At 47.5% G+C, this 19,680-nt stretch carries 14 protein-coding genes; 5 read left to right on the top strand and 9 right to left on the bottom strand.

The features are described from left to right. Positions 1 to 23 precede the first annotated feature (23 nt). Positions 24 to 1,094: a ferrochelatase gene (gene hemH / locus NF543_RS07090; protein WP_257667414.1), complete on the top strand. Its 1,071-nt coding sequence runs from the start codon at positions 24 to 26 to the stop codon at positions 1,092 to 1,094. Position 1,095: 1 nt separating this feature from the next. Continuing rightward, the gene (locus NF543_RS07095; RefSeq protein WP_257667415.1) at positions 1,096 to 2,358 is read left to right on the top strand and encodes a metallophosphoesterase; all 1,263 of its coding nucleotides are present in this window, start codon (positions 1,096 to 1,098) and stop codon (positions 2,356 to 2,358) included. A gap of 38 nt (positions 2,359 to 2,396) precedes the next feature. Here NF543_RS07095 and NF543_RS07100 read toward each other — a convergent pair whose 3' ends face one another. Together NF543_RS07100 and NF543_RS07105 are read right to left on the bottom strand one after the other, a co-directional pair. Beyond that, entirely contained in the window at positions 2,397 to 2,594 is a 198-nt protein-coding gene (locus tag NF543_RS07100) for an FG-GAP repeat protein (protein WP_257667416.1), read from the bottom strand. Between the two features lie 218 nt (positions 2,595 to 2,812). Further along, positions 2,813 to 3,736, bottom strand: coding sequence for a carbohydrate kinase family protein (locus tag NF543_RS07105; protein ID WP_257667417.1), 924 nt, complete (start codon positions 3,734 to 3,736; stop codon positions 2,813 to 2,815). A 358-nt stretch (positions 3,737 to 4,094) separates the two neighbouring features. Here NF543_RS07105 and NF543_RS07110 point away from each other — a divergent pair, with 358 nt between their 5' ends. Together NF543_RS07110 and NF543_RS07115 are read left to right on the top strand one after the other, a co-directional pair. Further along, complete coding sequence (locus NF543_RS07110; protein WP_257667418.1) at positions 4,095 to 4,877, top strand: carboxylesterase family protein; 783 nt, start codon at positions 4,095 to 4,097, stop codon at positions 4,875 to 4,877. Positions 4,878 to 4,938: 61 nt separating this feature from the next. Continuing rightward, the gene (locus NF543_RS07115) at positions 4,939 to 6,186 is read left to right on the top strand and encodes an ABC transporter permease (protein ID WP_257667419.1); all 1,248 of its coding nucleotides are present in this window, start codon (positions 4,939 to 4,941) and stop codon (positions 6,184 to 6,186) included. Between the two features lie 12 nt (positions 6,187 to 6,198). Here NF543_RS07115 and NF543_RS07120 read toward each other — a convergent pair whose 3' ends face one another. From NF543_RS07120 to dxs, 7 genes are all read right to left on the bottom strand, one after another. Further along, positions 6,199 to 7,914, bottom strand: a complete 1,716-nt coding sequence (locus tag NF543_RS07120; protein WP_257667420.1) for a GMC oxidoreductase — start codon at positions 7,912 to 7,914, stop codon at positions 6,199 to 6,201. A gap of 22 nt (positions 7,915 to 7,936) precedes the next feature. Next, entirely contained in the window at positions 7,937 to 8,470 is a 534-nt protein-coding gene (locus tag NF543_RS07125) for a gluconate 2-dehydrogenase subunit 3 family protein (RefSeq protein ID WP_257667421.1), read from the bottom strand. Between the two features lie 151 nt (positions 8,471 to 8,621). Next, a complete protein-coding gene (locus NF543_RS07130; RefSeq protein WP_257667422.1) occupies positions 8,622 to 10,559 on the bottom strand; it encodes a gamma-glutamyltransferase family protein in 1,938 nt (645 codons plus the stop codon). A gap of 198 nt (positions 10,560 to 10,757) precedes the next feature. Next, a complete protein-coding gene (uvrA, locus tag NF543_RS07135) occupies positions 10,758 to 13,559 on the bottom strand; it encodes an excinuclease ABC subunit UvrA (protein ID WP_257667423.1) in 2,802 nt (933 codons plus the stop codon). A 102-nt stretch (positions 13,560 to 13,661) separates the two neighbouring features. Beyond that, positions 13,662 to 15,311 carry an alkaline phosphatase PafA gene (gene pafA, locus NF543_RS07140; protein WP_257667424.1) on the bottom strand — a complete coding sequence of 550 codons (1,650 nt, stop codon included), beginning with the start codon at positions 15,309 to 15,311 and terminating at the stop codon, positions 13,662 to 13,664. Between the two features lie 144 nt (positions 15,312 to 15,455). Then, positions 15,456 to 16,592 carry an acyloxyacyl hydrolase gene (locus tag NF543_RS07145; RefSeq protein WP_257667425.1) on the bottom strand — a complete coding sequence of 379 codons (1,137 nt, stop codon included), beginning with the start codon at positions 16,590 to 16,592 and terminating at the stop codon, positions 15,456 to 15,458. 25 nt (positions 16,593 to 16,617) lie between these two features. Continuing rightward, positions 16,618 to 18,546, bottom strand: a complete 1,929-nt coding sequence (gene dxs / locus NF543_RS07150; protein WP_257667426.1) for a 1-deoxy-D-xylulose-5-phosphate synthase — start codon at positions 18,544 to 18,546, stop codon at positions 16,618 to 16,620. A 320-nt stretch (positions 18,547 to 18,866) separates the two neighbouring features. On the opposite strand from dxs, the gene NF543_RS07155 reads away from it, so the two are divergent. Then, a complete protein-coding gene (locus NF543_RS07155) occupies positions 18,867 to 19,613 on the top strand; it encodes a segregation and condensation protein A (protein ID WP_257667427.1) in 747 nt (248 codons plus the stop codon). Positions 19,614 to 19,680 lie beyond the last annotated feature (67 nt).

Here is a 19,680-nt window from a genome sequence, read left to right on the forward strand (position 1 = left end):
TCAAATCCGTAACTTTGCACGGTATGAGTAAACCGAAAAAGGGAGTGTTGCTAGTCAACCTTGGTACGCCAGACAGCCCGTCAGTACCGGACGTGAGGCGTTATCTCACAGAGTTTTTGCTGGATGGCCGGGTCATCGACATCCCAGCTTGGCGGCGCACGATGTTAGTAAGGGGTATTATTGTGCCGTTCCGCGCACCCAAATCAGCCAAGCTATACCAAGCAATCTGGGGTGAAAAAACGGGGTCGCCTTTGTTGCATTATAGCCGCCTCCAGCAGCGGATGTTGCAAGAGCAATTGGGCGACGAATACCATGTGGAGCTGGCCATGCGCTACCAAAATCCGTCCATCGAATCCGCTTTGGCCAACTTCAAGCAAATGATGGTCGATCGGATCCGAATTATCCCGCTGTTTCCGCAATATGCCTCGGCAAGCACGGGATCTGTCATTGATAAGGTGATGGAGCTCATCCGTACCTGGCATACGTTCCCTGAACTAGCTATCGTCAATGATTTCTATGAAAACGAATTGATGGTGGAGGTCTTTGCCGAGCATGCCCAAAAGCACCGCCCCGAAGACTATGATCACTTCCTGTTTAGCTACCATGGCTTGCCCGTAAGGCAATTACGCCATATTGACAACACAGGAACACATGACTGCGATGAAGCGGGATGCCGCGAACGGATAACAGAAAAAAACAAATGGTGCTATTTGGCACAATGCTATGCCACCACACGCCTGATTACCACACGCCTTGGCATAAAATCAGAAGACCATACGGTGTGTTTTCAATCCCGCCTTGGCAAAACCCCGTGGGTGCAACCTTATACCACCGATGTACTTAAGGACGTAGCCCAGAAAGGCAAAAAGCGATTGCTCGTCTTTTGCCCAGCTTTTGTGTCGGACTGCCTGGAGACCATTTACGAGGTTGGCACAGAATATGCAGATGAATTTAAGGCATTGGGAGGAGAGAAGGTGCAACTGGTGGAAAGCCTCAACACCCATCCCAAATGGATAATGGCATTACAGCAATTAGCCACAGCTGGAGATTACCTTCCCTACCGACAACACAGCGAACTAGGACAGACAATTTAGAATGGTCATTTTCAATACAATAATCTTGCTTTTGTTAGATTTTTACATCTACAAGGCATTGCGAGCAACCTCGATGAAATGGGTTGCCTCTCCGCTATTCCCTAAAGTATGGTGGGGGTATAGCATATTGCTCGTTTTGGGGATTTTCATCAGTGTTTATTTCAGTACACCGTTAATTTTTCGCTCCATCATCTTGGTAATCTTTTTCATCACATTCTGTACCAAGTTTATTTTTATACTGGTATTGCTTGCCGATGACATCCGGCGCGGAGGACTCTGGTTGAAGCGCCTGTTTGTTCCGCAGAAAAAGCGGCATGAAGAAGCAACCACAATGCTGCCCGAGCAACCGGTAAATGGGATTTCAAGGTCTGATTTTTTGACCAAAGCAGGAATCCTTGTTGCCTCTGCACCTTTGGCGCCGATGGCTTGGGGTGTGATATCTGGCGCATATGATTACCAGATACGCCGGCAGAAGCTTTATTTGCCGAATCTTCCTCAGGAGTTCCATGGGATGAAAATCGGGCAATTATCAGACATCCACTCGGGAAGCTTCTATAACAAAAAAGCCGTGATAGGTGGCGTGGAAATGCTGTTGGCCGAAAAACCGGAGGCTATTTTTTTCACGGGTGATTTGGTAAATAATCTTGCCAATGAAATGCGGGATTATCAAGATATCTTTGCCAAAGTGCAAGCCCCGCTTGGTGTTTATTCCATCTTAGGCAACCACGACTATGGCGATTACCATTACGGTCCTGGATCCTCTGCCGAAAAGACTCGAAATTTGCAGCGCGTAAAGGATACCCACAAGGTAATGGGCTGGGACCTCTTGCTCAATGAAAACCGGAAACTCAAGGTGGGCAATGATGAAATCGGCATCATTGGCGTAGAAAACTGGGGCACAGGCCGTTTTCCCAGACATGGACGGTTGCAACAAGCGCTCGAAGGCACGGATGACGTGCCCGTGAAGCTGCTCCTGTCACACGACCCTTCGCATTGGCGTGCCGAGGTGTTGTCTCGGCCCGATGTGGATGTGATGTTCAGTGGTCATACCCACGGTATGCAATTCGGCGTACGCACCAAGTATTTCAAGTGGAGCCCCGTGCAATATATTTATAAGGAATGGGCCGGACTATACCAGCAAGAGCACCAACAGCTTTATGTGAATACCGGGTTTGGATTCTTAGGCTACCCGGGAAGGGTGGGTATCTTACCTGAGATTACGGTATTTGAATTGATAAGAGGAGAGAAGCCGAAACGGGGATAGCATGTAACACGGTTATTCGCTCCTATTCCAATATATTTTCAGGTTGTGTGTCGCTCTCCCGCCACGAACTGCTTCTTATCTGCCAGCAGAATATCGGGTTTCCCATCGCCATCTACGTCGCCGATGGCGATACCATAACCGATGGATACTTGGTCATCGATGACTTGGTGTTCAAACCAAGGTTCCTCCTGCTGAAAGGAAAACAGGTGTAATAACGGTAGCAGATAATGGTACATGGTGGTTTCTTGGATTTTATAGATGAGCAACAATCATGGGCGGTGTCTTGTTTACTTGAAGTATAAAATCGCAGGGAACCATTCGCTTACCAAATACTGTTCAAGTGGTTATACCAAGCATGGCGGCTAATACGACTGAAATAATCTTAGGAAAATGTATTTGTGTGATTAGTTGATTCATCTTCTTAATTGGTTAAACACGTATTAATTTATCAATATTACTTCCAATGGTTTATCTCCAAGTATTTTTCCCACACGAACCGATTCAGGTCGGTTTGGGAATAGGGCGGGCAAGCTCCGGACTGTGTGGTCACGTAGGCGCTTAATGTGGTGGCAAATTCCAGCATGTTTTCGCGGGTTTGGCCACGGAGCTTTTGAGCCAGAAATGCCGCCAGAAAGGAATCTCCACTCCCCACGGTATCTTTAACTTGTACGGGCACCGCAGGATAGTCATGGCGTGATAGTGGCGTATAGAACGACGCTCCTTGCGCCCCTTTGGTCACGATGATCTCCTGCAATCCATAGTGGTCTTGCAACATCCCAATTCCTGTATACTCATTGCCCGACCGGTTACCCAGCCAGCTCGACACCTCTGCCAGCTCATGAATGTTTAGCTTGACTGCATCAGCCTTTTTCAGAAGTGTATCGATGGTGTCTGGCGTATAATACGGCGCTCTCAGGTTGATGTCAAATAATCGGTACTTTGCCTTATCCAAAAGTTTCAACAACGTATTTCTACTGGTCTCGTTTCGAGCCACCAAGCTGCCATATACCAGCACGTCTGACTCCAGCAATAATGCGGAAAAGGAATCTTCGTATTTGATGAAATCCCAAGCCACGGGAGCCACGATATCATAGTTCACTTCATTGTCGTCACCAATGTTGGCTATTACTTTGCTTGTTTGGTGTTCGTGGTCAATCTGTACAAATGCGATGGGTATACCAATGTGATCCAAAAACGAAATGAGTTTTTCTCCCTCTTTGTCATTACCCATTCGGCTGATGACGGTACTGTGAATCCCCAGCCGATTGAGGTGATAGGCAACATTCATGGGAGCCCCGCCCGGTTTTTTGCCCGTCGGGAGGATATCCCAAAGTACCTCGCCAAAGCAAATGACTTTTTTGTTTTTGCCGTTTATCATGTTTTAGTTTTATAGTTAAAAATGTCAATTGGCCCTCATTCGCCAACCGCTAGCGGCCGACTCAATGCATTATGCTCTCTCCGATTTGTTTCAACGATTTCCCTTTAGTTACTGGCATTATCTCCCCCTTGCCCATCCGCTCGCTGAACATGGGAAAGAAAAATATAATGGAAACAAATATAAACGGTTTAAGGCTCCATTCGATTTAGAATTTTTGCAAAACATTGCGAGTATTTTGAATAAATGACGGTATAATTATAGAAGATGCCCGAATATTTTTGTTGGAAGGGAATTAAATGCTACTTTTATAATTGTTAATCATGTAATCTTTGAAAAGTAGATTGACCTAGTACTATTTATGAAGCATGTCTTTTTGTTTACCTTATGTTTAAGTATGATGACCTTGGTGACGGCGCAGGATTTCTCGGCTTTTGAGGCCAAACGCCATATCCACCAAGGCGATACCCTTCCCTACCGAATACTATATCCTGAGGGCTATGATCCCGAAGGGAGTTATCCGGTGCTGTTTTTTCTACATGGGGCAGGTGAGCGAGGGAATGACAACGAGAAACAACTTACCCACGGCGGACAGCTGTTTTTGAATGAAGAGACAAGGCAGGGCTTCCCAGCCATTGTGATCTTCCCACAGTGCCCATCAAATTCGTATTGGAGCAATGTAGACATACTGCCGCAGCCCAATGGAAGCCGCGAATTTCAGTTCAGTACAGGCGGAACCCCTACGGTGGCGATGCAGCTGTTTTTGAGTTTAGTAGACTATATCATGAAAAAGGAAGCGGTAGATCAGCAGCGAGTATATATCGGGGGGCTATCGATGGGAGGAATGGGCACCTATGAAACCTTACGTCGCAAACCTCAATTGTTTGCTGCAGCATTTGCCATTTGCGGGGGCGACCATACATCCAATGTTGCGAAATATGCCCATATGCCGTTATGGATTTTCCATGGGGAACAAGATGATGTTGTACCGCCCACACATTCCCGGGTCATTGTGTACGAATTGCAACGATTGGGAGGCACCCCGAAATATACGTTTTATCCGGAGGCCAACCATAATAGCTGGGATGCTGCTTTCGCCGAACCGGACTTGCTTCCTTGGTTGTTCGGTCATGTAAAGAAATGAGCGCTTGGCTGTAACACCAGCTTATCCGCAGGGTCTAATCGGTTAATAAAACTACGTTGGTATGTCTGTCAAAATGTCCTACAAAGAGAATGTGAAGCTGTCGTTGCAATCGATCAGCAGCAACAAGCTACGTACATTTTTGACGGCACTAATTATTGCTATTGGCATCACCGCTTTGGTAGGCATCCTTACTTCCATTGATGCGATCAAAAATTCCCTCACAGACTCGTTTTCAGCCATGGGCTCCAATTCGTTCAATATCCGCAATAGGGGATTGAATGTACAGATTGGAGGCGGCGGGACAAGAGCAAAACAGTTTCCACAAATCACCTATTACCAAGCAAAGGCCTTTAAGGACCAGTATGATTATCCGGCGGTGGTGTCCTTAAGCACGTATGCTTCATTTGGCGCGACGGCGAAGTATAAAAGTGAACAAACCAATCCAAATATCAACGTGCTTGGGGCTGATGAGAACTACTTGGAAACTGCGGGATATAAGCTTTCCATTGGTCGCAATTTCTCACAGCGTGAAATCGAATATGGCAGCAATGTGGTTATCGTTGGATCCGAGGTTATCAAGCGGTTGTTCAAAGGCAACGAAGAACCGATCAATCAATTTGTCACCATCGGAAACAATCGTTATACCATCATCGGCGTATTGGAAGACAAAGGGTCAAGCGCTGGGTTTGGCGGAGACAAGGCCTGTATCATTCCCCTGCTGAAGGCTCGGGCTGTAATGGCGTTGGGACGCCCTTCCTACACCATCACGGTGATGGCAGCCAATCCGCAGCAAACCGATGCGGCTATTGGGGAGGCCACGGCCATATTCCGCAATGTCCGCGGGGTAAGGGTTGGGCAGGAATCGAATTTTGAAATTACCAAGAGCGACGCAGTGGCTCAAATACTTATTGAAAGCCTTACCTATGTTACGATAGGCGCCATTGTTATCGCCTTGATTACCCTCATTGGCGCTTCTATTGGATTAATGAACATTATGCTGGTGTCCGTTACCGAACGTACCCGCGAAATCGGTATCCGCAAGGCCATTGGTGCCACCCCAACGGTAATCCGCAGGCAATTTCTCACAGAGGCGGTAGTAATCTGCCTCATGGGTGGTTTCGCAGGCATATTTTTGGGGATATTGATTGGCAATATATTGGCCGTGGTGATGGGAGCCAGTTTCATTATCCCTTGGAACTGGATGATTTTGGGTGTGGTCGTATGCGTGGGGGTTGGAATGATATCGGGGTACTACCCAGCCTCCAAGGCATCAAAGCTCGACCCAGTGGAGGCACTTCGATATGAATAGCAGTAATTTCGCCTATAAGTTGCCTTTCCTTAATTCCCCAGTAGCGTAATCCACTGCCCTTGCCGCTAACGCCATGTAAGTTAGTGAAGGATTTTGTGTGGCTGTAGAGGTCATGCAGGCTCCATCAGTCACAAATACGTTTTTACAGGCATGCAATTGATTCCACTTGTTCAGGAGCGAAGTCTTCGGATCATGACCCATACGTACTCCACCCATTTCGTGGATGTCTAGCCCTGGTATACGGTCATCATTGCGTGGGCTAATGTTTTTGAATCCTGCTGCGTCAAACATTTCGCTCATCCGGTCAAAGTAATCCTGCCGCATTTTCCGGTCGTCTTCCTGATAATCTACCGATATGCTAAGCTGCGGTATTTCCCACGTATCTTTTTTGTCAGGGTCGAGGCGCACATAGTTGCTTTCCCGTGGCACAGTCTCGCCCATCATGTGCGAATGAACCTGCCAGTTGCCAAGCTGAGGCTTGATCAATTGATCCTTTAACGTCCCGCCAACCTTTCCGGTATCGCGCACTTCTCCCCTGCGGGCACCGAAAGCCGCGGCCCAGCCGCGCAAAAAATCGGTTTCTTGTTTATGGAGATTTCGGAAACGGGGAATGTATCCCCCTCCTGCCGGATTCCGCCCGTCGGTTTTGTATTCCAGTAAGCCTTCATAATCCGCACTGATGACCGCGCTATAGTTGTGGAAAGCCACATACTTGCCCATCAGTCCGTAGTCATTGCCCAACCCCTCCGGAAAGCGGTTGGATTTGGAATTGAGCAGGATCAGGTTGGTATTGAGCGCCGAGGCATTGACAAAGATCACCGGAGCGAAAAAATCGATTTCTTCCTTGGTATTGGCGTCGATTACTTTTACCCCTGTGGCTTTCCCTTTTCCCTCATCATAAATAATGGAGTGTACCACCGAAAAAGGCCGCAATGTAAGGTTCCCTGTTTTTTCGGCCCAAGGTAAAGTGGAAGCATTGCTGCTGAAATAACCACCGAATGGGCACCCACGCTGGCATAGCGTCCGGTGTTGGCATTTTACCCGGCCCTGCTCGATATGGATAGGCTGGGGGCTGGAGAGGTGCGCGCAACGTGCACTGATAAGGTGCCTATCGGGGTATTGCTTTCCCAATACCTGTTTAAAGTGATCTTCTACAGCGTTGAGTTGATATCCGGGTAGAAATTCCCCATCGGGCAGTGCCGCCACACCGTCCTTATTACCAGAGATACCGGCAAATCGCTCCACATGGCTATACCAAGGTGCAATGTCCCGGTAACGGATGGGCCAGTCGACCGCAAAGCCATCACGGGCAGGGCCCTCGAAATCGAAGTCGCTCCAACGTTGTGTTTGACGGGCCCAAGTGAGCGACTTGCCCCCCACTTGATACCCACGTATCCAGTCAAACGGTTTCTGTTGCACATACGGATGATCTACATCCTTCACAAAAAAATGTTGGGAATCTTCATGGTAGGCATAACAGCGGTTGATGACAGGGTTCTTCTTCCGATCTTCAAGTGGTATTTCGTTGCGGTGTTCGAACTCATAGGGATACATATTGGTAGTGGGATAGTCTTTTACGTGTTTCACGTCCCTACCTCGCTCCAGTACCAGTGTTTTGAGTCCTTTTTCCGTCAGTTCCTTGGCCGCCCAGCCTCCGCTGATTCCCGATCCGATTACGATGGCATCAAAGGTGCGTTCTTTAATGCTGTCTATCGTTATGTTTGACATTGTTGTTTTTTTATGAGTTCAATCATGCCTTAGCATATCCATCATACCGCCCCGGCACCAGCTCGTACTTCACCAGATTGGTCATCACATACTCAGAGTTCATATACCCTTGGATGGCTCTTCTTTTCGTTATACCATAAAATTTACCGATGGATTCATCTGGAGCGTTGCCATCCTGTACGGATTGCAATAGAGCTTCCTTTTTGGCAGGGTCGGCATCAGCAAAGGAGCTGCCTAGCTCATTCGGCGCCCACTTGGCAAACGCATTGAGCCCAGCGGAAAATGCTTGCTGGTCTTCCGGACTATGGCAATCGTCTACCATCTTCAGCACAAACAGGTGAAGGAGCAGTTCTTTGCCCCCAGGTGTGTCCGTCGCCGGAATGAGCGCTTCCACTAATTCGGCCAACAAATTTTCATCGGCCTCACTGATATCCAAGTTATTCAGGGCAACTGTGGCGCTACCCGACTGCCGATAGCAAGCCGGCAACACCATGGCACCACCAGCAATGATGAGTAAGTTGCGAAGTGCTGTCCGTCTATTTATTCGTTTGTCCATCGAATCGATTTCTTCTCCAATCTTATGATAACGCTAAATTAAAAAAATATCTTTTTTTGAGCGCTTTAAATGCCACTAAAGGATAATATAACCCTATTACAAAGCTACATAAAATTTAATGTTATCGTATGCTTGGATGAATCGCTTTCGGTTACCATCCAATCCCATAATCCTCTCCATTATTGCTGCTTCCGCCCCACAGTGAGCCATGTTTATGATCAATGAAAATCGCATTGATTGGTCCGCTTGTGCGATTGCCGAGCCTTACCTGATAGCCCATAGTTTTCAGTTTATCTACTATTTCCTGCGGAGTGTCTCTGCCTACTAAGATGCTTCCGGGTCGCGGCATTCTATCCTTGAATTGTGTGCCACCAAGAGACAACCATAATTGGTTGCTGTTGATGTTGGCCGCCTCCGTGGCCTGTTGTACGGTCATATCAAACTCCACCATATTGAGGAAGAATTGCAGGAGGTTTTGATCTTGTGTATCGCCTCCTTGAACGGCAAAGGACAAATATGGTTTGCCTTCCTTGAGGGCCATGGACGGCGTCAAGGTCACCCGAGGCCGCTTACCCGGAGCCACCACATTGAATGGATCGATGATGGAGTCGAGCACAAAACTTTGCATACGTTGGCTTAAACCAATGCCCGTGCGACCGGCAATACAGGCGGGGAGCCACCCGCCACTCGGCGTAATGGATACCACCCATCCTTCGGCATCCGCCGCTTCCACGCTGGTCGTACCGCGTAATAGTCGGTCGTTATATAGACTATCTGCATTGACAGATGATGCATAGTCAAATTCGAGCTCGCCACTCAGCGCTCCGGCAGCATCGTGCTTGGGCACAAAATTTTCCAGTTCTTCCAGGCCGGAGGTATCGGCCAACAGTTTCTGGCGTTGAGTCAACAGGGCTTTGAACGGGTTAGTTTTACCTTCATAGGGATACGGGTCACCGGGTTGCGGATTGGGGTCGTTACGGTTGGGGTCAATCAGTTTGGCCCGTTCCTTGGCATATCCCTTGCTCAGCAATCCCTTTATGGGTGGCCGGGGTGAAAAATAAGGGTCGCCATAGTAAAAGTCGCGGTCAGCAAAAGCCAAGTTCATGCTTTGGTATACCGTATGGATATATTCGGCAGAATTATAACCCATGGCTTTCAGGTCGAAATCCTCAAGGAGGTTAAGCGCCTGTAACATTGCTGGCCCCTGTGTCCACTCCTGTAATTTGTATACGTCTATCCCTTTATAGTTGGTCATCAGTGGTTCTTCTTCGATGGGCTTCCAATTGGCCAGATCCTCCATCGTGAATAGCCCTCCTTGTTCGCTACTGCTCCTTACAATTTCTTCGGCAATGTCTCCTTTATAGAATCGGTCATAGGCGGCCATAATGGCTTCCTTGCGGGTTTTGCCTTGTTTAAGGGCATGTTGTTCGGCTGCCACCATTTTTTCAAGCGTGGCCAGCAGGTCTTTTTGTACGAAGATTTCGCCCGGCACCGGAGCCTCCCGCTCTTCACCTTCATGGGGGAGGAACACCGCCTTACTATAGGGCCACTGTTTGATGCGATCTTTGCCGCGTTCCATGCTATTGGCCGTTTGTGCATCGATGGGGTATCCAGCAGCCAGCTCCATAGCAGGACTAAGGACTTCTTTGAGGCTCAGTTTGCCGTATTCAGCCAACATGTAGCAGATCCCGCCGGGAGTGCCGGGTGTTACAGCGGCCAGTGGGCCATATTCTGGAGGAAATGCAAAACCTTTTTCCTTAAAAAACGAAGGTGTGGCTCCCGTGGGGGCCACACCCAATGCATTGATAGCGATGACCTTTCCAGTATTGGGGTTGTAAATGAGTGCTTGGGTTTCGCCACCCCAACTCAGCACATCCCACATGGTACAGGTGGCGGCCAACATGGCGCAGGCGGCATCCACAGCATTGCCTCCCCGCTCAAACACCAAGGCTCCGGCAGTTGCTGCCAAGGGCTTGCCTGTGATAGCCATCCAATGCTTGCCATGGAGGGGTGGTTTTTGGGTGGGTTGAGCAATAGTATGCATGCTTAATACCAAGCACAATACAGATGGAATCAAATAACGTTTCATTTTTTCAATGGATAGTTATACTAATGGATAGTTGGCAAAAGAAAGAGGGGCATGTTGTGAAAACAGTCCTTATGGATAAAGGTAAAGTTTATCTGTGAAAATCAACGCGCTGCGTTTGTAAATTGTTAGTTAATGTTTAGGCTAAGTAGGTACTTAGGCTTCACCCCACTTTCAAGCTTCGATCTCCATAAATAGTTCCTACGACGACAGGTATCCTTTTAAAAATTTGGCGGTATGCATATCTGATTTTTTTATCATTTCCTCAGGGGTTCCGGCAAAGACTAAATTACCGCCCTTTTCGCCACCTTCAGGGCCAATGTCGATGACCCAATCAGCACTCTTAATCATGTCCATGTTATGCTCGATAACGATGATACTGTTGCCTTGTGCAATGAGGGCGTCAAATGATTTAAGTAATTTCTTGATGTCGTGAAAATGTAATCCGGTGGTTGGCTCGTCAAAGATAAACAGGGTGTTTTTGCTGTTGTTCCCTTTTATAAGGAAAGAAGCAAGTTTGATGCGCTGGGCTTCTCCACCAGATAAGGTGCTCGATGATTGACCCAACTTCACATATCCGAGGCCAACATCGGCCAGTGGTTGCAGCTTAGCCATGATTTTAGGTTGGCTGGCAAAAAAGCCTAACGCTTCATCCACGCTTAGCGCCAAGATATCCGCGACATTTTTTTCGCCCCAAGTGATGTCAAGCACATGCTGCTTGAAGCGCTTGCCTCCACATGCTTCACAAGGAAGTATGATGTCAGCCATGAATTGCATCTCGATTTTCACCTCTCCTTCACCTTGGCATACATCACAGCGGCCACCTTCCACGTTGAAGGAAAAGGCTGCGGGTTTCAACCCGGCAGCTTTGGCAGCGGATTGAGCACTGTACAATGCCCTGATTTCATCCCAGGCTTTCACATAAGTTACAGGGTTGGAGCGCGATGAGCGGCCAATGGGGTTCTGGTCCACCAGCTCGATCTGCTCCACACGTTGGATATCGCCATCGATACCATCATAGAGACCGGTTTGCTCACCGGAATAGTTGCCGATGGCTTTCTGTAAGGCTGGGTATAAGATGCGTTTCACCAACGATGTTTTACCGGAACCAGAAACGCCAGTTATGACGGTGAATACGTTCAGGGGAAAATGTACATCAATGCCTTTCAAGTTGTTTTCACGGGCTCCCTTGATGATTATTGTATCGTGCCATTTACGACGGCTTGTTGGCACATGGATACGGTCTTTGCCACTTAGGTATTTGCCGGTAAGGCTATTGGTATCACGCAAGATTTCATCATAAGTACCATCAAATACCAACTGACCGCCATTTATTCCCGCCTCGGGTCCAATGTCTATCAAGTAGTCGGCTGCTTGCATCATTTCCTGTTCATGCTCCACCACCAGCACGGTATTGCCCACGTTGCGTAGGGCTTTCAACACACCAATAAGGCGTTGGGTATCGCGAGGATGCAAGCCGATACTCGGTTCATCAAGGACATAGATGGAGCCAACCAGCGAGCTGCCAAGGGAAGTGGCCAAATTGATACGTTGGGATTCCCCACCAGATAATGTGTTGGAGAGGCGGTTCAGTGTGAGGTAACCCAAACCCACATCGGTGAGGAATTGTAGGCGGTTGCAGATTTCGGTAAGGAGACGTTTGGCAATTTTTGCATCATTCTCCGATAATTGGAGACTTTGAAAAAACGCCAAAGCAGTGTCCAATGGCATCAATACCACGTCAGCGATGGCCTTGTCATTTACCTTCACATAGGAGGCATCCTTGCGGAGACGTGTACCTTTGCATTCGGGACAATCCGTTTTGCCTCGGTAACGCGAGAGCATCACCCGGTATTGGATTTTGTAAGTCTGTTCTTCGAGTTCCTCAAAAAATTTATTTAGCCCATTAAAATATTGATTGCCTGTCCAGAGTAATTCTTGCTGCGCCGTGGTCAGGTCGGCATAGGAGCGGTGGATAGGGAAATCAAATTTAATGGAATTACGCACTAATTGTTGCAGCCAATCGCCCATTTTTTCGCCCCGCCAAGGGGCAATGGCTCCGTCGTATACCGAGCGGCTTTTGTCAGGGATGACTAGATCTGGGTCTATACCAATGATGCGGCCATACCCCTCGCAGCGTTTGCAGGCCCCGTAAGGATTGTTGAAACTGAAGAAATTGGGGCTTGGCTCTTCAAAGGTGATGCCATCGAGCTCGAAGCGGTCTGAAAATGCATGCATCTGCTCATTTACCCCAATATAGCAGTCGCCTTTGCCCTCAAAAAAGGCCGTTTGGATGGAATCAGCTATACGGGCTTCAGTATCTTCCTCCCCGTCTACAGCAATGCGGTCTACGACAATATATAGGCTACCGGCTTTGGCAGTACGATTTTCAACGGTGTTGTCTTCCAAAATGGATTCGATTTTCCATATGGTTTCCTCGTAGATCACACGCACAAATCCCTTTTGCAGCAAGATAGCTAGTTCTTCCTTCAGTTTCCTATTGTTGCTGGGATGCAGGGGGGCGCTAATGGTGGCCACGGTACCTTGGGGCAACCCGGTAATGAAGCGGGTCACGGTGCTCACGGTATCTTTCTTCACCTCCTCTCCGGAAACAGGCGAATATGTTTTGCCAATACGCGCATAAAGCAGCTTGAGGTAATCGTAGATTTCGGTGGAAGTGCCTACCGTAGAGCGTGGGTTGCTGGTGATGACCCGTTGCTCGATGGCTATGGCAGGAGCGATACCCTTGATGTAATCCACCTCGGGTTTGCTCATCCGCCCCATAAACTGCCGGGCATAGGACGAGAGGCTTTCCACGTAGCGGCGCTGCCCCTCGGCATAGAGTGTGTCAAAGGCGAGTGAGGATTTGCCAGAACCCGACATGCCTGTGATGACTACGAGTTTGTTTTTGGGTATGGCCACATCCACATTTTTCAGGTTGTGCACACGTGCGCCCTTGATGATGATATGAGTCTTTGGATTGGGTGTTGTTACTTCATTCATATGGATAAGCGATCCACAGCCCTATGTTTCGACATCCTGCGGAGCGGAGGGCAAAAATACGGATATTTCTTTGCATTTTAGACCCAATGGGTTCTCAAAGGACTACTGGCCCAACACCTCCACAATGGGGCTACCAATATTACCATTTGGTTCCTCAATATGGAGTAGGGCAGCAATGGTGGAGGCGATATCTGTCATATGCAATTCACGATGGGTCTTTCCTTGTTTGATTCCCCAGCCCATCCATATCATGGGAATATGGGCGTCGTACGAAGCCCAAGTGCCGTGTGTGGTGCCAATGGAACGCGGCGAGCCACTGTACCATTGCGGATCCAATATGATTTGGATGGCACCACTACGTTTTGAGTTAAACCCATTGACGATGCGCTCGCGGATCCTTGATGGGATGCTGGCCTGCCCCGCTTCAAACATGTCGGTCACAAATGCAACACCCTCCACCTGGCGAAGGTATCTAATGGCTTCCTTCTTAATGTCATCTTCATCCAAGTCATTGGTCTGGATAAGGTCATAGTTCAAATGTACCTGATAGTTCATCAGGCTACGCACAATTTTTTCCTGTCCGAATTTTTCAGCCAATAATGTATTGAGATCCGAAAGCGTATTTCGTTCATCAAAGTACCCTGCATTACCCTTTTTGTCCATAAAGAAAAGCGGATTGTGGGCGGCACCATGATCGGCTGTAAGAAACAAGGTGTATTCCCCTTTTCCCACGGTTTCATCCAAATAATTGAAAAACGCTTCCAATTCAGCATCTAATCGTAAATACATGTCTTCTGTTTCAACACCATCCACGGAGAATTGGTGGCCTACGTAATCTGCGGAGGAGAGGCTTACGCACAGAAAATCAGTAAACCCGCTGGGATTGTGCCCTAGCTGCTCATTTGAAATGGCCGCCTTGGCCAAATCAAGGGTAAGCGAGTTGCCAAATGGGGTGGTACGGATTAAACCTAGCCCTTCATTTTTTACCAATTCGGAAAGTTTTTTAGGCAGTACAGGGCGATCTTCCCCCCTGAATTTTCCTTCATAGTGGTTGTCATCCTCGATACTCTGCGTATAGGTTTCTATGGGATATAATGTATTCCAATCCTGTTGGAGGTATTTTTCAGCAAGCTTTTGCGCATTGAATGCCTGCACCCAATCGGGTAACTCCTGCATATAGAACGTGCTTGAAATCCAGTTGCCAGACTTCCCTTCAAACCAATAGGCCGCATCGGCGAAATGCCCAGCGGGCAAAATGCCCCCGCGGTCTTTGATCGCAATGCCAATCACCTTAGACCGGAAATTGGTAGCCAGTTTGAGTTGATCGGTAATGGTGGAAGAAAGAAGGTTCCGTGGCGATTGCTTACCCTCACTCCCATCGGTTCCTACTCCGTTGACATTATCGTCCTGTGTGCAGTACATTCGTTGTCCGGTCTTTTGGATCATGAAATCATTGCCAGCAATGCCGTGTATGGCCGGCACACTACCGGTATATACTGTACTGTGGCCAATGGCTGTGTAGGTAGGTACATAATCAATATAGGTGTTTTCGCAGGAAAATCCCTCACTTAATAAGCGCTTGAACCCATTTTCCCCGTAGCGATCGTAAAAGCGGTATAGATAGTCCCAACGCATTTGGTCGACCATCAGGCCCACGACCAATTTAGGCCTTGGAATGGATTCTTGACCCCTGACATGAATAAAAAAGAGGATGGTAACAAGGGATAATAAAAAAACCGCTTTCAGCTTCATATGATTAAGGATTGGAATGAAAATGAGACAATTTATTAAGTTAATATGGTCGGCTAAGTTAGTAAATCCATGCAGGATTATAAAGCGTGTATGTAACAAGCCGGTTGCAGGAAGCATCGCGGACATGGAACGATAGCGGCCAAGTTAAATCCTGAAAATTAATCCCCAATTCACGTAATCCGCTTGGACGCCATGGAGATTAAGGGTAGATTGGACGCCAATATTAGGGGTGAAGAAATAACGCAAACCAAGGACCCAATACCAGCCAATATCATGATAGCTGTTGTAATGCAAATATTTACCATACATGGCATTAACTACGAGACGCCCCATAGTAAAATCTGCGCCTGCAGCGATTCCTAAGCGAATATGATCATAAGAAGACCCATAATACTGGAAGGTTTCATCAAACCGGTCGATATCAAATACACTATGATAATAGACCATGTGCGTGCCTGACTTTAAGGATAAGGCCCGGTTTATGTAAAAGTTATAGCCTGCATATACGCCTGAACGATAAAATTTCTTCCGCTTGTCGCGGTATTTGCCTCGTACGCCAGCTCCAATCCATACTTCGGCGTTGTTCCCTTCTATATGGTGGTAGGTTTCAGGAGCGGAAGTAAGGTCTGTTGGTTTGCTCAAAGCAGTTTTCACCCCGACTGAGCCAGTCATGGCATTAATCCCTCCGTTTGGCACGACGACGGCGCCATTGGAATAATGCAGAATATTGGCGCCCGCTACTAGGCTTGTATTTTGGCTAATCGGGATTTCGGCACTCAATTCGCCTGTCAAGGTTAAATTGATGTGGCTTCCGATGGTAGAGGTCTCCGGTTGGGTGAAGACGTTTTGGGTGAGGTATGAAAGGCCGATGCCGGGGGTAAGGAGTATCTTGGCGTTGCCGATTTTAAACAGCTGAAAATCGACTTCGGCTAGCGCACCAAGTGCTTGCCCAGCAGGGTATGCTTTTCCATCAACGATTTCCATCATGTGGTCCAAGTTATTCCATGTCAAACCAAAAGATAGGTTTTTAGCGTTAAAAAACCTTACCCATTCGTCGGAGCTTGACGCAATGTTTTTGTCATAACTTATGTGCAATCCATATAAATAATTTTTAGAGTGGTTGGCGCTTTCGGCGGAAACATCCAAGCCATAATTAGCCTTAATCGAAAGCGCGTGCTTGGTCCTGTCTAATTGGGCAAAAAGCAGTGCAGGCAATACCAACAATAAAAGAAGAACGGAATATTGGATGCCTGATTTAATGGTTAATAGAATGGGCTTCATGAGTGAATGGTCAGCAATGCAGAAGTTATCCCGCCAAGGTATCGGTTTTACGGCCGACAGCGATTTTTCTGGCCGCGTTGGCGATTGATTGACTATTATATCCACACATGGCCCAAAGTTCATGCTGCTCACCATGTTCTATCACTTCATCCGGTATGCCTAAGCGCACCACCGTTGCTTGGTAGCTATGGTCTGCCATGAATTCCAGCACGGCACTTCCCATGCCTCCATGTAGGCAACCGTCTTCAATGGTGATGATTTTTTTGAATTTGCCGAAAACCTCATGCAAGAGGGTTTCGTCCAATGGCTTGGCGAAACGTAGGTCATAATGTGCAGGGAATATCCCTTCTTGATTAAGCTCAATACAAGCTTTCACCGCCTCATTACCGATATGTCCGATGCTGAGGAAAGCCAGCTCTTCACCATCACATATTTTATGGCCTTTACCCACTTCTAAAGCCTTGAGAGGCCTCCGCCAATCGGGCATCACACCCTGTCCTCGTGGATACCGGATTACAAACGGACCCATACCGTCCTGTTGGGCGGTGTACATGAGATTGCGCAGCTCTTCTTCGTTCATGGGCGCTGCTACGGTAAGGTTGGGAATGCACCGCATGAAGGCAATGTCATAAGCCCCATGGTGTGTGGGGCCATCCGCTCCGGCGATACCTGCACGATCAAGGCAGAAAACCACATGGAGCTTTTGGATAGCCACATCGTGTATCACCTGATCATAAGCGCGTTGCATGAAGCTGGAATAAATGTTGCAAAACGGCACCATCCCTTGGGTAGCTAATCCTGCCGAAAAGGTCACGGCATGTTGCTCGGCAATACCCACATCAAAAGCCCTATCGGGCATGGCTTTCATCATGATGTTCATGGACGAACCAGAAGGCATCGCCGGAGTGATGCCCATGATTTTATCGTTCTTTTCGGCCAATTCCACAAGTGTGTGCCCAAAAACATCTTGATATTTCGGGGCAACTGGAATGTCTTTTTTAGATTTTTTGATTTCCCCGGTAATCTTATCGAACAGCCCGGGAGCATGCCACGTGGTTTGGTCCCTTTCGGCCAATGTATAACCCTTGCCCTTTACCGTGATGCAATGTAAAAGCTTAGGTCCAGGGATATCACGCAGATCGTCCAATGTATGGATAAGCCGTTTCACATCATGCCCGTCAACGGGCCCGAAATAACGGAAATTAAGCGATTCGAATAGGTTGCTGTTCTTGAGCAACGTCCCTTTTATGCTTTTTTCAATTTTTTTCGCTACACCAAGCGCATCGGGGCCTATTTCCGATATTTTGGCAAGTACATGTGCAATATCATCCCTGAACCGGTTCCATGACTTGGATGTGGTGATGCTGGTGAGGTATTCCTTCAATGCCCCCACATTGGGGTCAATAGACATGCAATTGTCATTGAGGATGACCAATAGGTTGGATTTTTCAATGCCGGCATGGTTGAGCGCCTCGAAAGCCATTCCGGCGGTCATGGCCCCATCCCCGATAACCGCTATATGTTGACGATCGGTTTCACCCTTGTAATGCGAAGCCACAGCCATGCCTAATGCAGCGGAAATGGACGTTGAGGAATGCCCCACACCAAAAGTATCGTATTCACTCTCACTTCGCTTAGGGAATCCGCTGATACCATCCAATACACGATTGGTGTGGAATACTTCACGCCTGCCCGTGATGATTTTGTGGCCATAGGCCTGATGGCCTACATCCCAGACCAATTGGTCATAAGGTGTGTTGAGCACATAATGTAAGGCCACAGTAAGTTCCACCACGCCAAGGCTTGCCGCAAAATGGCCGCCGTGGACCGAGACGGTGTCTATAATGTATTGGCGCAATTCACCACACAGTTTTACCAGATCAGCTTTGCGAAGCTGTTTCAGGTCTGCAGGCGCATTTATTTTTTTAAGTAGTTCTCCGGCTTCAATCTCCATAGTTGCCAGGTTTGGAAAATCGATACAAAGTAACTAATAATTATTGATACCATGGCTTATAATTTTCACGGCCGCCAAGTACGGCAGGGCAATGATAGGTCAAGCATCCTGTGGAAGCGAATGACCCCATCATCCATTTAAACTTTAAACTTCCCTTAAGTATCGTTTAAGACAAGTAAATAGTTTGTGCTAATGAGAAAACAAGAAATAGCAGGGATTGTTTCTAGCGCTTTGGGCAGCATATCCCGGCGAAGGTTGTTTGGATACTCAAAAGAATTAATACTTGTGAGAAAAACTAAGTTTATCTAAGTTTGACCCAAATGCAGCCCGAAGGATATGAAATAAAACTCGCCCAGTTTGAGGGGCCATTTGATTTGTTGCTGTTTTTCATCGAACGCGACGAATTGAATATCCATGATATCCCAATAGCCAAAATTACCAATGATTTCCTGGATTACATCCAACATATGCAGGCATTGAACATGGAACTGGCCAGTGAATTTATTTTTGTGGCTGCTACGCTGATGCGTATCAAGGCCAAAATGCTGCTTCCTAGGCCCGAGTTGGATGAAGATGGCAATGAAATAGACCCCAAACAGGATCTTATACAGAAATTGGTGCTGTATAAACAATTTAAGGAAGTATCCGAGGAACTTCGGGCCCTTGAAGAAGAGCGGTTAAAACAGGCCAAACGGGGTAATATCACCGTGGATTTGCGTTTGGCGGCTGAACACGCGGGGATGGGCGAGGAATTGACCACCTTCGACCTCTATAAGCTGATGTTGGTATACGAAAAGCAGCTATATAATTACACCAATCGTAGTAAAGAAGTGCGGCATACGGTGGTAAGATATCCCTACACCATCGAGCAACAGAAAAAGGCGATTGAGTCGCTGGTGGCCATCAACCAAAAGTTGGACTTTAGCGCCATTGTCAAAAACTCTGAAAATAAGGTGCAGTTTGTCTATAATTTTCTGGCCATACTGGAGATGTTGCAACAGCAATTGTTGGAATTGCAAACTGGATTGGGGTTCAATAATTTTTGGGTAGGGAAGCGAAAAAAGTAACCTTGCAGAAATGCGACAGGGCTTTCTGCAAATGGAAATTTCCCTACCTTTACCTTTGTTATACCAA

Source organism: Parapedobacter tibetensis (genome assembly GCF_024704835.1).
Lineage (GTDB): Bacteria > Bacteroidota > Bacteroidia > Sphingobacteriales > Sphingobacteriaceae > Parapedobacter > Parapedobacter tibetensis.